We start from the raw sequence: 17,919 nt of genomic DNA, 5'->3' as shown, positions 1-17,919 counted from the left end.
TTCGGGGCATTTGATGTTAATGTAGCTAACATGAATTCCCGGCGCAAGTACGACATGTCGAATCGCGCACGTTCAGCGGAACAGACCGGGAAGCGGATCGTGTGGGCGATGGTCGAGTGCTTCGCGAACACCCCCTACCCCGCTATCCGGCTCTCGGACGTCGCCGAGCGCGCCGGCGTGACGACACAGACGGTGATTCGCCGGTTCGGCGGCAAAGCGGGGCTCATGATCGCCGCGGTAGAGGCGGCGAGCGAGGGCGTCGACGAGCTTCAGGTGCCCGGCCTCGGACTCGAGGAGGCCATCGAGGCACTGCTGAGCACGTACGTGCAGTACGGCGACGTCATGGCGAAGATGTTCGCGGAGGCCCACCTTGTCGAGGGGCTCGAGCCGATCGCCGCGCGGGGAAGGGCCGAGTACCTGGAGTGGCTGCATCGATCATTCGCACCGCACCTGACGGAGGGCCTCACACAGGGCGAGCACGCGCGACGGATGGCACGGCTGATCGCGGCCTGCGATGTCGGCACATGGCAGCTGCTCCGGCGCGATGGCGCGCTGGATACCGAGGAGGCGCGGATTGCGATGACCGAGCTGATCCGTGGCGTCCTCGCCGGGTAGTCCTCCGCAGGTCGAAGATCCTGAGGCGGCTGCCGGCCTGATCATGGCTCGCCTGGCGGACGATGGCCCCGTCCCTGTGGAAGGTGACGGCGCGGCCCGCCGCGCCCGCTACGTTCGAGCTATGTTCTTCGGCCTGGACGGATTCTTGATGATTCTCGTGATCTACGGCGGCGCGCTCGCCGTCATCGGTGCGGTCCTCTACCTGGTTGTCCGCCTCGGCGTCGGACATGCCCTGAAGGCGCACACGCGCTGGGTCGATCAGGGAAAGCCCTAGCCGGGAGCGACCGATACCCCCGAGCCTCAGAGAGCCGTGAGCTGTTCCGCAAGCGCCCCGACGAGTGCCGGCGGCAGCCCGAGGGCGTGCAGGTCGGCCCAGACGTCGACGGCGGGGCGACCCGACGTCAGCAGCTTCCAGGCTCGCTCCTTGGTGTCGTAAGGGCACTGGGCCGCGTTCAGCACGGCGAAGATCCGCTCCTCACGGCCACGCGTGCGCGGAGTTGCACCGGGCGCCGTCGAGACGACCAGCCTCGACTCCGCATCACCCGACACTGTCACCGTCGCACCGCTGGCCGACGCCTCCGCGCCCGGCACCTCCTCGGCGCCGAGCCCCAGGAACGTGACCGCCCAGGTGCGCACCTCCGGCACGACCCCGGACTGCCCCGAAGCAGGACCGACGACCAGCTCGCCGCGTGCCCGATCCCAGCGGATCGGGGTGCGCACGACGTCGCCGTCGAGCTCGCCGTCGTCCTCGACCAGCGTGAACTCGCCGTCGGCACCGGGCGCGATCACCAGGTCGAAGCGCGCGGGGTTGGCCGCAGCATCCGTCTCGTCCGCGGCGGCGAGGGGCAGGATGCCTCCCGCCTTCAGCAGCACCGGGATCGACGCGAGGTCTCGATGCAGCTCGATCCGCCGGCCGCCCTGCAGCACCTCTCCGGAATGGATGTCGGTCCACACGCCCGGCGGCAGCCACGCCGTCACCGAGCCGCGCAGGGTGACTTCGTCGCGGGGCGACGTGATGGGTGCGACGAGAAGCTCTGAGCCGAAGAGGAACTGAGTCGGCACCGTATAGGCCTCGGGCTCCTCGGGCCACTCGTAATAGAGCGGCTGCACGAGCGGCGCCCCCGCCGCGGCACGGTGGTTCATGGCGTGAAGGTACGGCACGAGCCGGACGCGCTCGCGCAGCGCGTCGCCCAGCGCCGCGCGCGGCTCAGCGGGGAACGCCCACGGCTCCTTCGCGAGGAACGGGTTGTCGGTCGAGTGCAGCCGCAGGATCGGCGAGTACACGCCCAGCTGCACCCACCGCACCGTGAGCTCGTCGTCGCGCGAGCCGAGCATGTGACCGCCGATGTCGTGGCTCCACCAGCCGTAGCCGATGTTCGACGCCGTCGCGGTGAACTCGGGCTGGAATGCGAGCGAGTCCCAGCTGATGTACGTGTCGCCCGAGAAGCCGAGCGGGTAGCGGTGGCTTCCCGGGCCGGCGTAGCGCGAGAGCAGCAGCGGATGCTCGCCCCGCCGCGCGGAGTCGAGGTAGTGGAAGTGGTTCAGCATCCACAGCGGATCGACGCCGGGCACCTGCGAGTGCGGGCCGTGCTGCCAATCCATCCACCAGAAGTCGACACCCTGCGCCTCGAGCGGGTGGTGCAGCACCTCGAAGTACGCCGCCAGGAACGCGGGGTCGGTGATCTCGAACGGGATGCGCTCCCCCAGGTCGGGATCGTGGCCGAGCGCCTCGGCCATCGCCCGGTACGCGTCCTCGAAGGAGCGCACACCGTCGGCGGGGTGCAGGTTGAGCGTGACCTTGAGGCCGCGCCGGTGCAGCTCGTCGAGGAAGGCCTCGGGGTCGGGGAAGAACTCGGGCTCCCAGCTGTACCCCGTCCAGCCGCTGCCGTGCTCGGGCGGCACGCTGTCGACACGGTGCCAGTCCATGTCGAGGACGGCCACCGAGAACCGCACGCGCTCGCGCTCGAACCGGTCGAGCAGCCGGCGGTAGGAGTCCGCGGTGTACCGGTGGTAGCGGCTCCACCAGTTGCCGAACGCCCAACGGGGCAGTACGGGGGTCGAGCCCGAGACGTCGTAGAACGCCCGCAGCGCACCGCGGTAGTCGTGCGCGTAGGCGAAGACGTAGAGATCCGTCTCGCTGCCGGCGCGCGGGCTGACCCAGCCGTCGTCGGTGAAGACGAATGACGACGAATCGTCGATGACGCCCACGCCCCTCTTCGAGACGATGCCGCTCCCGAGCGGCGCGCGCCCATCGACGTTGTCGAGCGTGCGGGCCGTACCGCCGAGGTCCAAGACCTCGCCGAATTTCCACTCCTCGAGCCCGCGCCCGATGCCGAGCGGCCGCACGGTCAGACCGCTCGGGCTGAAGGCCCGGCGGTCGTAGCGCAGGTGCAGCCGCGCCGTGATGATCTCGATCGCCTGGGGTCCGTCGACGACCCGGAACTCCGGCACGGGCAGGTCCCGACGCAGGGCGAACATCGTCGCGCGATCCTCGAAGACGCCGTCGTCCGACCACTCGGCGCGGACGAGACCGTCGGTCAGGACGGTCAATCGCCAGCGATCACCCCTGACGATCGCATCGGGGTGGGCGAGGGGCGAAGTGGCGACGCGAAGGTGCGACGAAATATCAGCGCTGTACATTTCACCGGAAATCCTAGGATGAGCGACATGGAAAGCGGAAGGCAGGGCCGGGGCGTTCGCCTCGAGGACGTCGCGAAGCTCGCCGGCGTCTCGATGAAGACCGTCTCCAACGTCGTCCGCGACTACCCCCACGTGTCGGCCAAGACGCGCGAGCGCGTGCAGGCGGCGATCGCCGAGCTCGGCTACCGCCCGAACCTCACGGCGCGCAGGCTCGCGACGGGACGGACGGGGATGCTGGCACTCGCGATCCCCGAGATCGACCAGCCCTACTTCGCCGAGGTGGCGCGCCACATCGGCGAGGAGGCCACACGGCGCGGCTACCGCATCATCATCGAGCAGACGCTGAACGACATCGAGGCCGAGCGCGCCGTCATCCGCGACCGCGAGGAGGGCCTCGTGGACGGCGTGATCTTCCAGCCCGTCCGCATCGACACGATGGAGATCGCGCGCCTCCGGCCCGACACTCCGCTCGTCCTGCTCGGTGAGGGCGCCCGGCCGCTCACGACCGACCACGTCATGATCGACAACGTCGCGGCGGCCAGGGAAGGCGTCGAACTGCTGCTCCGGCAGGGGCGCACGCGGATCGCGTTCCTCGGCATGGTGCGCCGCGATCCGACGCAGTCGACGCACCTGCGCCTGCTCGGGTATCAGGAGGCCCTCCACACGGCCGGCGCCTTCAGCGACCCCGCGCTCGTGATCGAGACGGACTGGTTCTCCGTCGACGACGGCGTGGCCGCGATGACCGCCGCGCTCGAAGCGGGAGCGCGGTTCGACGCCGTGCTGTGCCGCGACGACCTGTTCGCGCAGGCCGCGCTGCGAGCCCTCGACCGGGTCGGGATGCGGGTCCCAGAGGACATCGCCGTGCTCGGCTGGGACGACACGGCGCTCGCCCGCTACAGCACGCCCGCACTGTCGACGATCTCGCCCGACAAGGCCGCGATCGCGCGCACGGCGCTGGATCTGCTCGAGGATCGGATGGCCGGATTCGACGGCGTCGGCAGGCACCGGATCGTGGCTCACACGATCGCGGAACGCGGCACGACAGCATCCGAGAGCTGATCGTTTTACAGCGCTGGAATTCCCGCCTATGCTCGTGCGCATGCTTGATGAGGAGCTCCGCGCGTCCACGCAGGACGGCGCCTACCCGCGCCCCCAGCTCGTCCGCTCCGAGTGGCTCGATCTGAGCGGCGAGTGGGACTTCGCCTTCGACGAGGACGTCGAAGTCGACGCCCGTGTCGGCACCCCCGCCGAGTTCGGGCGCACGATCGTCGTGCCCTACCCGCCCGAGTCGCCGCTGTCCGGCGTCCACGAGACGGGCCACCACCCCGTCGTCTGGTACCGCCGCCGTGTCGAGGCGGCCGAGGTAGCGGGCGCGGGCCACGCCTCCGGCCGGGTCCTCCTGCTCCACTTCGGTGCCGTCGACTACCGCGCCGACGTGTGGATCGACGGTCGTCACGTCGGGGCCCACGAAGGCGGGCACACCCCGTTCACGGTCGAGGTGCCCGCAGGCGACGGCGGCTTCGAGATCGTCGTGCGCGCCGAGGACGATCCGCGCGACTTCAGCCAGCCCCGCGGCAAGCAGGACTGGCGCGTCGCCCCGCACTCGATCTGGTACCACCGCACGACCGGCATCTGGCAGCCCGTGTGGATCGAGTCCGTCCCGCGCCAGCACGTCACGCGCGTCGCGTGGCGCCCCGATATCGACGGCGAATGCGTCCACCTCGCGTTCGAGGTCGCTCAGAAGCCCGTCGCGCCGACGCGGGCCCGCGTGACCCTCCGCCACGGAGAGCAGCAGCTCGCCGAGGTGACGGTCGCCTTGGCGAGCACGCGTGAAGAGGTCTCGATCTCGCTCCCCGTCGTCGGCACCGAGCAGGGGTACGACGAGCTGCTGTGGACCCCCGAGCGCCCCGTCCTGATCGACGCCCGCATCGAGCTCCTGACGGACGGCACCGCCGACCCCGCCGACACCTCCGACGCCGCATCGTCGTACTTCGGGCTGCGCTCGGTGGGCACCGTCGGCGAGCGCTTCCTCCTCAACGACCGGCCGTACTTCGTCCGGGGCGTCCTGTCGCAGGGCTACTGGCCGCAGTCGCACCTCGCCGCACCCTCGCCGGAGGCGCTGCGCGCCGAGGTCGAGCTCATCAAGGAGCTCGGCTTCAACACGGCGCGACTGCACCAGAAGCTCGAAGACCCGCGCCTCCTCTACTGGGCCGACCGGCTGGGGCTGCTGCTGTGGGTCGAGATGCCCAGCGCCTACGAGTTCTCGGACACCTCCGTGACCCGCCTCACGCGGGAGTGGACGGATGCTGTCCGCCGCGACTCGTCCCATCCGAGCGTCGTGGCCTGGGTGCCCATCAACGAGAGCTGGGCGGTCCGCAACCTCGCGGTCGACGCGCGCCAGCGCGACTTCATCCGGTCGCTGTACCACCTGACGAAGGCGCTCGACGGCACGCGACCCGTCATCTCGAACGACGGGTGGGAGCACACGCAGTCGGACCTGCTGACCCTCCACGACTACGAGAACGACCACGAAGTGCTCGGTGCGCGCTACGGCACGCGGGAGGCGATCGAGACGTCGCTCGAGGGCATGTCGCCCTTCGGCAAGCGCGTCCTCGTCGGAACCGCCGCGGAGGCGGAGGCGACAGCATCCGCCCCCGCCCTGCTCACCGAGTTCGGCGGCGTGAGCTTCACGCCCGACGCCGATGTCGACGCGTGGGGCTACCGGCTGGTCGGCACGCCCGAGGATCTCGACCGGCACCTGAGCGGGATCTTCGGCGCGCTCGACGCGAGCACGGGCCTGGCCGGCTGGGTGTACACGCAGCTGACGGACACCGTGCAGGAGACCAACGGGCTCACGGACGAGAACCGCGTCCCGAAGCTCCCCGTCGAGCGCCTGCGCGCCATCATCCGCGGCACCGCCTGACCGCCCACCGCCCGCCGTCGAGTCACCGGAGCCTCACGCCATGCGCCCCGCCTTCCACTTCACGCCCGCCGCCGGGTGGATCAACGACCCGCACGGCGCGCACCACTGGAACGGCGAGTACCACGTCTTCTTCCAGCACCTCCCCGACCGCACCGAGTGGTCCCATGAGATGCGCTGGGGGCACGTCAAGGGGCCCGACCTGCTCTCGCTCGCGGAGCTCCCGATCGCGATCGCGCCGGGCGACGACGACGGCGGCGTCTGGACGGGGTCGCTCATCGTCGACGACGAGGGCGATGCGCGCATCTTCTACACGTCGACCGATGCGCCGGACTACGACCTGGGCCGCGTCCGCGTCGCGACGCCCGACCGCGCCGACTGGGTCACGTGGACGAAGGGCGCCTTCGTCGTCGACACCCCCGAGTTCATGGCGCACTTCCGCGACCCGTGGGTGTTCCGCGACGGTGACGGCTGGAGCATGATCCTCAGCGGCCGGCACCGCGACGGCGCAGCGGCCCTCGTCTCCTACCGCTCGGACGACCTCGAGGTCTGGGATCGCGAGGGCGTCGCACTGCGCCCCGAGGGCGGCGCCGGCGTGCCGGGCACGCGCAGCACCCTCTGGGAGTGCCCGCAGCTGTTCGAGATCGACGGCCGCCACGTTCTCGTGCTGTCCGGCGACGACGAGGACGGCCGCTACGTCGGCTACGCGGTCGGACGCTGGGCGGACGGCCGATTCGAGGCCGACCATTGGGGTCGCCTGACCTTCGGCGGCCGCCACTACGCGCCGACGTTCCTCCGCGACGCGCAGGATCGCCCGGCGCTCCTCTTCTGGCTCCAGGACATCCGCGGCGAGGGGTGGGCGGGTGCGCACAGCATCCCCTACCTCCTCGCCCTCCGCGGCGACGAGCTCGTCCTCGAGCCGCACCCTGATCTCGAGCGCTACCGGTCCGAGACGGATGCTGTCGCCTCCGCCGCCGACATCGTCTGGGCCGCGCCTCCCGGCGCGCAGCTCAGGGTCGCCGAGGTCAGCCTGCGCGCGACCGACGATCAGCTCCTCATCGAGACGCCCACGCAGACCTCGGCCCTGCCGCTCGGCGGCGACGTGCGGATCGTCGTGGACGGGCCGATCCTCGAGATCGCGACGCAGCGGGGCGTGTTCGGCGCGCAGGTGACAGCATCCGGAGCCGTCGCGGTCACGGGCGACACGGGCGCGCGCGTGTTCGCCCTGGCGCGAGGCGAGGGCACGCCATGACAGCCGCCGCGATGAACGTCGCGGCGGAGGTCGACGGCGCGCACCCCGTGCGCTCCGTCTTCCGGCTCCTGGACCGGCACCGCTGGCGCGTCATCGCGTCGGCGTGCATCTTCCCGATCAAGGACTCGCCGCGCTGGCTCATGCCCGTCGTGACGGCGCAGGTCATCGACCTCGTCGTCGCCGGCGGGCCGCTGAACGAGCTCCTGCTGTGGGCGACGATCGCATTCGTCGCGCTCGCGCAGAACTATCCGACCCACGTGCTGTGGACGAGGCTCTTCATGGGGTCGGTGCGCCGCTTGGGCGCCGACCTGCGCAATGCTCTGACGGCCCGGCTGCAGAGCCTGTCGATCGGCTTCCACACGCGGGTGTCGGCATCCATCGTGCAGACGAAGGTCGTGCGCGACGTCGAGAACGTCGAGCTCATGCTGCAGCAGGTCACCCACGCGGTGCTCGCCGAGTCGATGGTGATCCTCGGCGCGATCGTCATGACGGCGATCTCGATGCCGTACTTCCTTCCGGTCTACGCGCTCACGATCCCCATCGCCGTGATGCTGCGTGCGATGCTCGCGGCGCGCTCGCGGCGCCGCAACGAGGCCTTCCGCCACGACGTCGAGGCCTTCTCGAACCGCGTCGGCGAGATGGCGACGCTCATGCCGATCACGCGCGCGCACGGCCTGGAGGAGACGGCGCGCGCCCGCGTCGCGGAGGGCGCCGAGGATGTGCGGACCTCCGGCTACGAGCTCGACATGCTCAACGGGCGGTTCCAGTCGCTGTCGTGGGTCATCCTGCAGCTGCTGTCGGTGAGCTGCCTCATCACGGCGGCGTGGGTCGCGATCGCGGATCCCGGATCGATCACGCCGGGCCAGGTCGTGCAGCTCTCGGCCTACTTCGGCCTCATCACGGGCGGCATCACGCAGGTGCTCATGCTCCTGCCGATCGCGGCGAAGGGCGTGGAGTCGGTCCGCTCCGTCGCCGAGGTGCTCACCGAGCCCGACCTCGAGGTCAACGAGGGCAAGGCGGTCGTGGGCGAGGTGAAGGGCGAGCTGCGGTTCGAGCACGTCTCGTTCCGCTTCCCCGACGGGCGGGCGCCCGCGCTCGACGGCATCGACCTCGAGATCGCGGCGGGCGAGAACGTCGCGTTCGTCGGCAAGTCCGGCTCGGGCAAGTCGACGCTCCTGAACCTCGCTCTCGGGTTCATCCGGCCCACGAGCGGACGCCTGCTCCTGGACGGAGTGGATGCCGCCACCCTCGACCTGCGGACCTTCCGGCGCCGCGTCTCGGTCGTGCCGCAGGAGTCGGTGCTCTTCGAGGGCTCGATCCGCGACAACGTGACGTACGGCCTCGGCGAGGTCTCGGACGACCGCGTCCGCAGCGCGCTCGAGGACGCGAACGCGGCCGAGTTCGTCGACGCCCTTCCCGAGGGATGGGACACGGTCGCCGGTCAGCGCGGAGCCCGCCTCTCCGGCGGCCAGCGGCAGCGCATCGCGATCGCGCGCGCCCTCATCCGCGACCCGCGCATCCTCCTGCTCGACGAGGCGACCTCGGCGCTCGACCCCGAGTCCGAAGTGCTCGTGCGCGACGCCCTCGCGCGGCTCATGCACGGCCGGACGACGCTCGTCGTCGCGCACCGCCTCTCGACGATCCGCGGCGCCGACCGCATCGTCGTGCTGGAGAAGGGGCGGATCGTCGAGGTCGGCCGTCACGACGAGCTCATGGCCAGCGGCGGCCGCTACGCCCGGCTCGAGCGCGCCCAGAAGCTGCCGGAATGAGGGACACGAGGCGATGAGACGGACGCGAGTAGGACTCGTCGACTGGATCGACCCGCTCATCGGGACGGACGGCGAAGACCCGACCGAGTACGGCGGGATGGTGCCGGCGACGGCGCCGCCGTTCGCGATGACCCGGTGGACGCCCATGACGCGCGAGAACGGCATCTCGCGGTGCGCATTCCACCGTCGCGACGAGCGGATCATCGGGTTCCTCGGCTCGCGCCAGCCCGCCATCTGGATGGGCGACTGGGGCAGCGTCGCCGTCATGCCCGGTGTGGGCGACGTGCGGGTGACGGCCGCCGAGCGCGGGCTCGCGCTCGACCGCGGCAGCGAGGAGTCGACGGCCGCGTGCTACCGGGCCGATCTCGTGACGGGTGCCGGGACCCGCATCGCGACCCGCCTCACGGGGACGAGCCGCGTCGGCGTGCTGGAGTGGCGCTTCGAGCCCGGCGACTCCCCCTTCGCCGTCGTGCAGGCGACCCGCGAGGGCTTCCGCGGCGGGATCGCGATCGACCCCGAGCGGGGCGAGATCACGGGCTTCAACCCCGAGCGCCAGGACGCCCACCTCGGGCCTGAGCAGGCGGCCTCGTTCCGCGGGTGGTTCGTCGCGCGCTTCGAGGTGGATGCGGGCACGGCACCCTTCGCGTCGTGGGGCACGGCCAACGGCGCGACGCTCGACGAGGGCTCGCTCGAAGCGGCCGGCGACCACCTCTCGGCGTACGTCCGGTTCCCCGAGCGCACACGCCGCGTCTTCGCGCGCGTCGGGACGTCGCTCGTCTCGGCGGCGCAGGCACGGGCGAACCTCGACGCCGAGGTGCCGGACGGCCGCGCCTTCGACGACACCGTGGACGAGCTGCATCGGGCGTGGGCGGCGCGGCTCGACCGCGTGCGCGTCCAGGGCGCAGCGCCCGAGGATCGCGCGTCCCTCGCGACGGCCCTGTTCCACGCCCTGCAGTACCCGAGCCGCGTCGACGAGGGCGGCCTGCGGTACGACGGCTACCTCGACGTGGTGCGCGAGGCGCCGCGGCCGGAGTACACGAGCTTCTCGCTGTGGGACACCTTCCGTGCGCAGAACGCGCTGCTCATCCTCCTCGCACCCGGCGAGGTCGCCGACATGACGGCATCCCTCCTGCGCACGTTCGAATCGTCGGGACGCCTGCCGATCTGGGAGAACCTCGTCGAGACCAACATCATGGTCGGCACCCACGCGCAGTCGCTCCTCGCGGAGGCGCAGGTCAAGGGAATCCCGATGGATGTCCAGGCCGCGGCCCGCGCCGCGCTGAAGGACTCCGAGATGCCGCCGGACGAGGACACCGAGCGGTGGTGGGGCGACCGGGAGCCCGATCGCCTGCAGGCCGCGCGACCGGGCCTGACCCGCTACCTCGAGCTGGGCTGGGTCGCGGGCGACGAGACGGCGGAGGCGGGCTCGCGGACCCTCGACTACGCGAACGGCGATCGTGCGGCCTCAGTCCTGTGCCGCGCTGCCGGCATGGGCGAGGATGCCGAGCGCCTCGAAGCCCGCGCGGACAGCTGGCGCCACCTCTGGAATGCCGAGCGCGGATTCATCCAGACGCGCGCGGCGGACGGCGGCTGGCTGGCCGGCGGCTGGACGGAGGGCACGAAATGGCCCTACCTCTTCCAGGTGCTGCACGACATCCCGGGCCTGCGCGACCTCATGGGCGACGAGCTGTTCATCGACCGCCTCGACGAGCACTTCGCGGGCGGGTGGAACCGGCACGACAACGAGCCGAGCCACCACATCCCGTTCCTCTACTCCTATGCAGGGCTCCCGCACCGGACCGCCGAGGTCGTGCGCCGCATCGCGCGCGACAGCTATCGCGCCACCCCGGACGGGCTGTGCGGCAACGACGATCTCGGGCAGATGTCGGCGTGGCTCGTCTTCGCCGCGATGGGGTTCTACCCCGTCGACCCCGTCTCGGGCGAGTACGTCGTCGCCGCGCCGCTCTTCGAGCACCTCGAGGTCGACCTGCCGGGGGCCGCGCGGCCCCTCACGATCGACGCGCACGGTGCCTCGCAGCATCCGTTCGTCGCGGGGCTCGCGATCGACGGAAGGCCCGTCGATCGTCCCTTCATCCGCCACGCCGACATCGCCCGCGGCGCCGCCGTGAAGTTCACCATGTCCGCCGTCCCGACGGCATGGGGCACCGGCGCCGTGTGACGGCTTCGTTATCCACATCACAGCCAATCCCGAGCATCAGTCGGCTTACCCTTGCGAACCGGGAGTGCGCAAGGTTCTGAGCCGCGTGTCAGACCGAAGGAAATCCGAGCGAGGAGGCTCAGACATGTCCACGCACACGCGTACCGCCGAGCAGCACCGATGGGTGAAGGACGGCGCACTGGGCGCCGGCCGGCTGCGCTTCGGCGCGGACTACAACCCCGAACAGTGGCCGCGCGACGTGTGGCACGAGGACATGCGGCTCATGAAGAAGGCCGGCGTCAACGTCGTGTCGCTCGGCATCTTCTCGTGGGCGCTGCTCGAGCCGCGCCCGGGCGAATGGGACTTCGGCTGGCTCGACGACATCGTCGAGCTGCTGCACGAGAACGGCATCGACATCGACCTCGCGACGGCGACGGCCTCGCCCCCGCCGTGGCTCTCGCGGCTGCACCCCGAAGTCCTTCCCGTCACCGACGAGGGGACCGTGCTGCACCCCGGCGGCCGGCAGCACTGGCGCCCGACGTCCCCCGTCTTCCGCACGTACGCCCTCCGTCTCGTGCGCGCGATCGCCGAGCGCTACGGCGACCACCCCGCGGTCGTGGCCTGGCACATCTCGAACGAGCTCGGCTGCCACAACGTCTACGACCATTCGGAGGACGCCGCTCGCGCGTTCCGCGACTGGCTGCGCGATCGCTACGACTCCCTCGACGCGCTGAACGACGCGTGGGGCACGGCCTTCTGGTCGCAGCACTACACGGACTGGGAGGACATCGTCCCCCCGCGGGTCGCGCCGACCCACGTGAACCCCGGCCGCCAGCTGGACTTCGAGCGCTTCTCGTCCGACGCGCTGCGGGACTACCTGCGCGCCGAGAACGCCGTGCTCGCCGAGGTCGCCCCGTCGGTGCCGCGCACGACGAACTTCATGGTCACGGAGGTCTTCCCCTCCGTCGACTACGCGACGTGGGTGGACGATGTCGATTTCGTCTCGAACGACCACTACCTGCGCCCCGGTGCCGGCGGACGCGAGGAGCTTTCGTTCTCGGCGAACCTCACCGGCGGGCTCGCTCAGGGCCGGCCGTGGTTCCTCATGGAGCACGCGACGAGCGCCGTGAACTGGCGGGACGTCAACACCGTCAAGCGCCCGGGCGAGCTGGAGCGGGATGCTCTCACCCACGTCGGTCACGGCGCCGACGCCGTCTGCTTCTTCCAGTGGCGGCAGTCGCGCGCCGGCGGCGAGCGCTACCACTCGGCGATGGTGCCGCACGCGGGCGAGGACAGCCGCGTGTACCGGGATGTCGCCGAGCTCGGCGCGACCCTCGCCCGGCTCGCGCCCGTCACGGGCTCGCACCGCGTGCCCGCCCGCGTCGCGATCCTCTTCGACTGGGAGTCGTGGTGGGTCGCCGAGCGCGACTCGCATCCCTCGAACCTTCTGCGCTACCGCGACGAGGCGCTCGACTGGTACACGGCGCTCCTCGACCTCGGCGTGCGTGCCGACATCGTCCCGGTCGGCTCCTCGTTCGACGGCTACGAGGTCGTCATCGCCCCGATGCTCCACGTCGTCCCCGACGAGCTGCGCGGGCGGCTCGAGGCCTACGTCGCGGCGGGCGGCGAGCTCATCGCGACCTACTTCTCGGGCACAGTGGACGAGCACGACCGCGTCTGGCTCGGCGGCTATCCGGGAGCCCTCCGCGACCTCCTCGGGATCGTCGTCGAGGAGTTCGCGCCGCTGCTGCCCGGCGAGCCCGTCGCCCTCACGAACGGCGCTGCGGCGTCGGCCTGGACCGAGCGCATGCGCGTCGCGGACGACTCCGTCGCCGTGCTGGCGTCCTACTCGGACGGCGACCTCGCCGGATCCCCGGCGATCACCCGGCGTCCCGTCGCGGGAGGCGGCGCGACGTACGTCGCCTCCGACCTCGGCGTCGAGGGGCTCCGGATGCTGCTCCACACCCTGAGCGACAGCATCCCGTCCCTCCAGGGCGACGTGCGCGCCGCCGGCGGGGCGCTCGAGATCATCGTGCGGGCGGACGAGGACACGGCATACACGTTCCTCGTCAACCGCACCGATGTCCCCGTCACCTCCCCGCTCGGCGGTGACCGCCTGCTTCACGGGGCGATCGCCCGCGAGTCGCTCGTGACCGTCCCGCCGCGTGGAGTCGTCGTGACGCAGGCGGCGCTGCGGTGACGGCCGGACGCGACTTCCCCGCCGACTTCCTCTGGGGTGCGGCGACCGCGGCGCATCAGGTCGAGGGCTCGAACGTCAACTCCGACTGGTGGGCGTTCGAGCACGCACCGGGCACGGCTGCGGTCGAGTCCTCCGGCGACGGGATCGACCACTACCGCCGGTATGCCGAGGACTTCGCGCTGCTCGCCCGGCTGGGCCACACCGCTCACCGCCTGTCCGTCGAGTGGGCGCGGATCGAGCCCGCCGAAGGCGAGTTCAGCGCGGCGGCGCTCGCGCACTACCGCGACGTCCTCGTCGCCCTGCGCGCCGAGGGGCTCGTGTCGTTCGTGACGCTGCACCACTTCTCGCTGCCCGCGTGGTTCGCCGCCCGCGGCGGGTGGATGGCGCCGGATGCCGTCGCGACGTTCGAGCGGTACGCGCGCCGCGCGCTCGCGGCGCTCGGCGACCTCGTCGACTACGTCTGCACGATCAACGAGCCGCAGATGGTGGCCCTGCACGGCTACCTCGAGGGGTACCACCCGCCGGGCGTCACGAACCCGACGCTGTTCACGCGCGTGGGACGCGTCCTGCTCGAAGCGCACCACCGCGCCGTCGCCGCGACGCGCGAGCTCAGCTCGGCCAGTCCCGGCCTCGCCGTGCAGCTGCCCCTCCTTGCGCCGGTGCGCGACGACGACGTGACGACCGCGTTCCGCGACGCGCTGCGCGCCGAGATCGTCGACCTGTACATCGACGGCATCCGCGGTCCTGAAGGCGGCGACTGGCTCGGCGTGCAGTACTACCGCAAGAGCTGGGTCGACCCCGCGAGCCCGACGATCTTCGCGACACCGCCTGCCGGCTTCCCGACGACCCAGATGGGCTGGGCCGTGTACCCGGACGGGCTGCGGCAGATGCTGCATCGCGCGGCGGACTGCGGGCTGCCGCTCTTCGTCACCGAGAACGGGATCGCGACCGAGGACGACCGCGAGCGCATCGACTACCTCGACGCGCACCTGCGCGCCGTCGTCGATGCTCGGGCCGAGGGCGTCGATGTCCGCGGGTACCTGCACTGGTCCGCCTTCGACAACTTCGAGTGGTCGGAGGGCTACCGCCCGAAGTTCGGGCTCATCGCCGTGGACCGCTCGGGAGGCTTCGCCCGCCATCCCAAGCCCAGCGCTCACGCGTTCGCGCGCCTGGCGCGCACGGGGCGCATCGACAGCCTGCACGAGACCGCGACGCACACGAAGGGTGCACCCACATGAAGTACCGCCACCTCGGCGCCTCGGGACTGAAGATCTCCGAGATCACGTTCGGCAACTGGCTCACGCACGGCGGCCAGCTGGCTGACGACGCGGCGACGGCGTGCGTGCACGCGGCACAGGATGCCGGCATCACGACGTTCGACACCGCCGACATGTACGCGAACACGGCCGCGGAGACCGTGCTGGGCCATGCGCTCAAGGGCCAGCGCCGCGAATCGCTGGAGATCTTCACGAAGGCTTACTTCCCCGTGGGCCCCGGCGGCCCGAACGACTCGGGCCTGTCGCGCAAGCACCTCATGGAGTCGATCGACGGGTCGCTGCGGCGCCTCGGCATGGACTACGTCGACCTCTACCAGGCCCACCGCTGGGACAACGCGACGCCGGTCGAGGAGACGATGGTCGCGTTCGCGGACATCGTCCGCTCCGGCAAGGCGCTCTACATCGGCGTGAGCGAATGGAACGCCGAGCAGCTGCGCGCCGGCGCCGCGCTCGCGAAGGAGCTCCGCATCCCCTTCGTCTCCAACCAGCCGCAGTACTCCGCGCTCTGGCGGCCGATCGAGGCCGAGGTCGTGCCCGCCTCGCGGGAGCTCGGCATCTCGCAGATCGTGTGGTCTCCCGTCGCACAGGGCGTGCTGACGGGCAAGTACCTCCCCGGGAGATCGGCACCCGAGGGCAGCCGCGCCCGGGACGAGAGCGTGGGAGGCGACCTCAACAACCGCTGGATGCGCGACGAGGTGCTCGAGCGCGTGCAGCTGCTCGCCCCGATCGCGGCGGAGCTGTCGCTCACGATGGCGCAGCTGGCGGTCGCGTGGGTCCTGCAGAACGACAACGTCGCCGCCGCCATCATCGGGGCGTCCCGGCCCGAGCAGGTGAGGGAGAACGCCGCCGCCTCCGGCGTCGTCATCCCCGCCGAACTCATGGCGCGGATCGACGACGCACTCGGCGAAGTCGTCGAGCGGAACCCCCGCCGAATCGACGCCGAGTCGCCGGATCGATCGTGAGAAAGCGTTAGCCGAATGTGTCTTGCGTGTGCGGGACCGGCGAGGTACTTTATATTTCGCCGAGTTAATTCAATGGTTAGGTTAACTGGTAGCCCGTCGCGAAGGAGCGGCGGCCACGAACGCGAAGAGGCGGACGGATGGCTTTGACAGAAGTGCCACAGCGGCGACGACGGTCGCTGTGGAAGAAGCTGAGCGCGAGCAAGATGCTGCTGCTGATGTGTGTGCCGGCGATCGCGTTCTTCCTCGTGTTCAACTACGCGCCGCTGCCCGGCATCTGGATCGCGTTCACCAACTTCAACTACCGGGACGGGATCTTCGGCAGCCCCTTCGTCGGGCTCCGCAACTTCGAGTTCCTGATCAAGTCGGGCCAGCTCTGGCTGCTCACGCGGAACACGATCCTCTACAACCTCGCGTTCATCGTCCTCGGGAACATCCTGGCGATCGCCTTCGCAGTGATGCTCAACGAAGTGCGGATGAAGTACTTCAAGAAGATCAGCCAGAGCATCATGTTCCTGCCGTACTTCATCTCGGTCGTGCTCGTCGGCGTCATCGCGTTCAACCTCCTGAACTACGACAGCGGCGCGCTCAACGGCTTCCTCACGCAGATCGGAGCGGAACCCGTCAAGATCTACAGCACGCCGGCGGCGTGGCCGGGCATCATCACCCTGGTCCACCTCTGGCAGAGCACCGGATACGGCACGATCGTCTACTTCGCGGCGATCATGGGGATCGATCGTGTGCTGTTCGAAGCCGCGTCCATCGACGGGGCGAACGCCTGGCACCGGATCCGCTACGTGATCCTGCCGAGCCTGAAGCCGATCTTCATCATCCTGCTCCTGTTCGCACTGGGCGGGATCATGCACGGGAACTTCGGCCTGTTCTGGAACCTCGTCGGCAACAATGCAGCCCTGTTCCAGTCCACCGACATCATCGAGACCTCGGTCTACCGGATGGTGATGTCGCAGAACAACTTCACGACGTCGACCGCCGTGGGTCTGTACCAGTCGCTGTTCGGGTTCCTGATCGTCATCACGGCCAACTGGATCGTCCGGAGGAGGAACCCTGACTATGCTCTCTTCTGATCTGGCCGGTGCGCCGATGAGCGAGGCGATCGGCAAAACCCCGAGCCGCGTACGGCCCGCCAAGGCGGCTCGCGCGACGCGCATCAAACTCGACCGCAGCGATTACACGATCCGGGGCATCTCGTATGTCGCGATCAGCATCTTCGTGCTGTTCTGCCTGCTGCCCTTCGTGATGATCGTCTCGGCCTCGTTCTCGAGCGAGTCCGAGATCATGAAGAGCGGGTTCGGGCTGTTCCCCAAGGGCTTCTCGACGACGGCGTACGAGTACATCTTCAAGGCGCCGCGCCAGATCATCGGCTCCTACGTCGTCACGATCACGATGACCCTCGCCGGAACGGCGCTGGGCCTGTTCATCATCGCGATGACCGGTTACGCGCTCAACCGCCAGGACTTCCGCCTGCGCAACTACATCGCGTTCTTCATCTACTTCACGACGCTCTTCGCGGCGGGTCTCGCACCGACATTCCTGTGGATCGGTCGCGATCTCGGTCTGCGGGGGAATTACCTCGCGGTGTTCCTGCCGCTGCTGATGACGCCGTGGCTCATCATCCTGATGCGCAACTTCATGAAGTCGATCCCCTACGAGATCATCGAGTCCGGCAAGGTCGACGGAGCCGGCGACTTCAGGATCTTCTGGCAGCTGACGCTGCCGATGATGAAGCCGGCGCTCGCGACGGTGGGGCTGTTCCTCGCACTGGGCTATTGGAACGAGTGGTATCTGTCGTCGCTGTACCTCGGCAGCACCGTGGAGTTCAAGCCGCTCCAGTACTACCTCTACAACATCATCAACACGGCGAACGCCCTCCGGAACTCGGTCGCCGGCTCGAACGTCTCGATCACCGAACTGCCGAGCAACACCCTCAAGATGGCGAGCGCCGTCGTGGCGACGCTCCCGATCCTGTTCGCCTACCCCTTCGTTCAGAAATACTTCGTCAGCGGCATCACGGTCGGTGCCGTCAAGGGCTGACCACCGCTGCTGACGATCCACGGCCGGTCACCGATGTCCGGTCGTGGCCCCCCAACCGCCTCTCCGAGGCGAAACCA

13 protein-coding genes are annotated in these 17,919 nt (G+C 70.0%); 12 read left to right on the top strand and 1 reads right to left on the bottom strand.

Going from position 1 to position 17,919, the window contains the following annotated elements; all coding sequences use genetic code 11:
- Positions 1-30: 30 nt before the first annotated feature.
- Both ABZ477_RS10315 and ABZ477_RS10310 read left to right on the top strand, forming a co-directional pair.
- Entirely contained in the window at positions 31-615 is a 585-nt protein-coding gene (locus tag ABZ477_RS10315) for a TetR/AcrR family transcriptional regulator (RefSeq protein WP_360131897.1), read from the top strand.
- A 121-nt stretch (positions 616-736) separates the two neighbouring features.
- Positions 737-889 carry a hypothetical protein gene (locus tag ABZ477_RS10310; RefSeq protein WP_360131894.1) on the top strand — a complete coding sequence of 51 codons (153 nt, stop codon included), beginning with the start codon at positions 737-739 and terminating at the stop codon, positions 887-889.
- Between the two features lie 26 nt (positions 890-915).
- Here the strand turns inward: ABZ477_RS10310 and ABZ477_RS10305 are convergent, their stop codons facing one another.
- Positions 916-3,165, bottom strand: coding sequence for a TIM-barrel domain-containing protein (locus tag ABZ477_RS10305; RefSeq protein ID WP_360131891.1), 2,250 nt, complete (start codon positions 3,163-3,165; stop codon positions 916-918).
- A 117-nt stretch (positions 3,166-3,282) separates the two neighbouring features.
- On the opposite strand from ABZ477_RS10305, the gene ABZ477_RS10300 reads away from it, so the two are divergent.
- The 10 genes from ABZ477_RS10300 (at position 3,283) to ABZ477_RS10255 (ending at position 17,842) form a co-directional block, all read left to right on the top strand.
- Positions 3,283-4,314: a LacI family DNA-binding transcriptional regulator gene (locus ABZ477_RS10300; RefSeq protein WP_360131888.1), complete on the top strand. Its 1,032-nt coding sequence runs from the start codon at positions 3,283-3,285 to the stop codon at positions 4,312-4,314.
- Between the two features lie 40 nt (positions 4,315-4,354).
- Entirely contained in the window at positions 4,355-6,178 is a 1,824-nt protein-coding gene (locus ABZ477_RS10295; RefSeq protein ID WP_360131885.1) for a glycoside hydrolase family 2 TIM barrel-domain containing protein, read from the top strand.
- A gap of 40 nt (positions 6,179-6,218) precedes the next feature.
- On the top strand, positions 6,219-7,427 hold the full coding sequence (locus ABZ477_RS10290; protein WP_360131882.1) for a glycoside hydrolase family 32 protein: 1,209 nt from the start codon (positions 6,219-6,221) through the stop codon (positions 7,425-7,427).
- Positions 7,424-9,196, top strand: a complete 1,773-nt coding sequence (locus ABZ477_RS10285) for an ABC transporter ATP-binding protein (RefSeq protein ID WP_360131879.1) — start codon at positions 7,424-7,426, stop codon at positions 9,194-9,196. The genes ABZ477_RS10290 and ABZ477_RS10285 overlap by 4 nt, the downstream gene beginning before the upstream one ends.
- A 13-nt stretch (positions 9,197-9,209) precedes the next feature.
- A complete protein-coding gene (locus tag ABZ477_RS10280) occupies positions 9,210-11,375 on the top strand; it encodes a GH92 family glycosyl hydrolase (RefSeq protein WP_360131876.1) in 2,166 nt (721 codons plus the stop codon).
- A gap of 124 nt (positions 11,376-11,499) precedes the next feature.
- Positions 11,500-13,554, top strand: a complete 2,055-nt coding sequence (locus tag ABZ477_RS10275; protein ID WP_360131873.1) for a beta-galactosidase — start codon at positions 11,500-11,502, stop codon at positions 13,552-13,554.
- Entirely contained in the window at positions 13,551-14,792 is a 1,242-nt protein-coding gene (locus ABZ477_RS10270; RefSeq protein WP_360131870.1) for a glycoside hydrolase family 1 protein, read from the top strand. The genes ABZ477_RS10275 and ABZ477_RS10270 overlap by 4 nt, the downstream gene beginning before the upstream one ends.
- Positions 14,789-15,793, top strand: coding sequence for an aldo/keto reductase family protein (locus ABZ477_RS10265; RefSeq protein ID WP_360131867.1), 1,005 nt, complete (start codon positions 14,789-14,791; stop codon positions 15,791-15,793). The genes ABZ477_RS10270 and ABZ477_RS10265 overlap by 4 nt, the downstream gene beginning before the upstream one ends.
- Before the next feature lie 137 nt (positions 15,794-15,930).
- Complete coding sequence (locus tag ABZ477_RS10260) at positions 15,931-16,875, top strand: ABC transporter permease subunit (RefSeq protein WP_360131864.1); 945 nt, start codon at positions 15,931-15,933, stop codon at positions 16,873-16,875.
- Positions 16,862-17,842, top strand: a complete 981-nt coding sequence (locus ABZ477_RS10255; protein ID WP_360131861.1) for a carbohydrate ABC transporter permease — start codon at positions 16,862-16,864, stop codon at positions 17,840-17,842. Before ABZ477_RS10260 ends, ABZ477_RS10255 begins: the two co-directional genes overlap by 14 nt.
- The last annotated feature ends 77 nt before the right edge of the window (positions 17,843-17,919 follow it).

Origin of the sequence: Microbacterium sp. NPDC019599 (assembly GCF_040632175.1) — a bacterium.
Lineage (GTDB): Bacteria > Actinomycetota > Actinomycetes > Actinomycetales > Microbacteriaceae > Microbacterium.
The sequence above is the reverse complement of the archived record's forward strand: the minus strand, read 5'-3'. Positions and strand labels throughout refer to the sequence as shown.

Bases quoted from the DNA above. Each gene is read 5' to 3' on its own strand.
- ABZ477_RS10285 (WP_360131879.1), top strand. From the start codon at position 7,424: ATGACAGCCGCCGCGATGAACGTCGCGGCGGAGGTCGACGGCGCGCAC.
- ABZ477_RS10310 (WP_360131894.1), top strand. From the start codon at position 737: ATGTTCTTCGGCCTGGACGGATTCTTGATGATTCTCGTGATCTACGGC.
- ABZ477_RS10265 (WP_360131867.1), top strand. From the start codon at position 14,789: ATGAAGTACCGCCACCTCGGCGCCTCGGGACTGAAGATCTCCGAGATC.
- ABZ477_RS10290 (WP_360131882.1), top strand. From the start codon at position 6,219: ATGCGCCCCGCCTTCCACTTCACGCCCGCCGCCGGGTGGATCAACGAC.
- ABZ477_RS10315 (WP_360131897.1), top strand. From the start codon at position 31: ATGAATTCCCGGCGCAAGTACGACATGTCGAATCGCGCACGTTCAGCG.
- ABZ477_RS10280 (WP_360131876.1), top strand. From the start codon at position 9,210: ATGAGACGGACGCGAGTAGGACTCGTCGACTGGATCGACCCGCTCATC.
- ABZ477_RS10295 (WP_360131885.1), top strand. From the start codon at position 4,355: ATGCTTGATGAGGAGCTCCGCGCGTCCACGCAGGACGGCGCCTACCCG.
- ABZ477_RS10275 (WP_360131873.1), top strand. From the start codon at position 11,500: ATGTCCACGCACACGCGTACCGCCGAGCAGCACCGATGGGTGAAGGAC.
- ABZ477_RS10300 (WP_360131888.1), top strand. From the start codon at position 3,283: ATGGAAAGCGGAAGGCAGGGCCGGGGCGTTCGCCTCGAGGACGTCGCG.
- ABZ477_RS10255 (WP_360131861.1), top strand. From the start codon at position 16,862: ATGCTCTCTTCTGATCTGGCCGGTGCGCCGATGAGCGAGGCGATCGGC.
- ABZ477_RS10260 (WP_360131864.1), top strand. From the start codon at position 15,931: ATGGCTTTGACAGAAGTGCCACAGCGGCGACGACGGTCGCTGTGGAAG.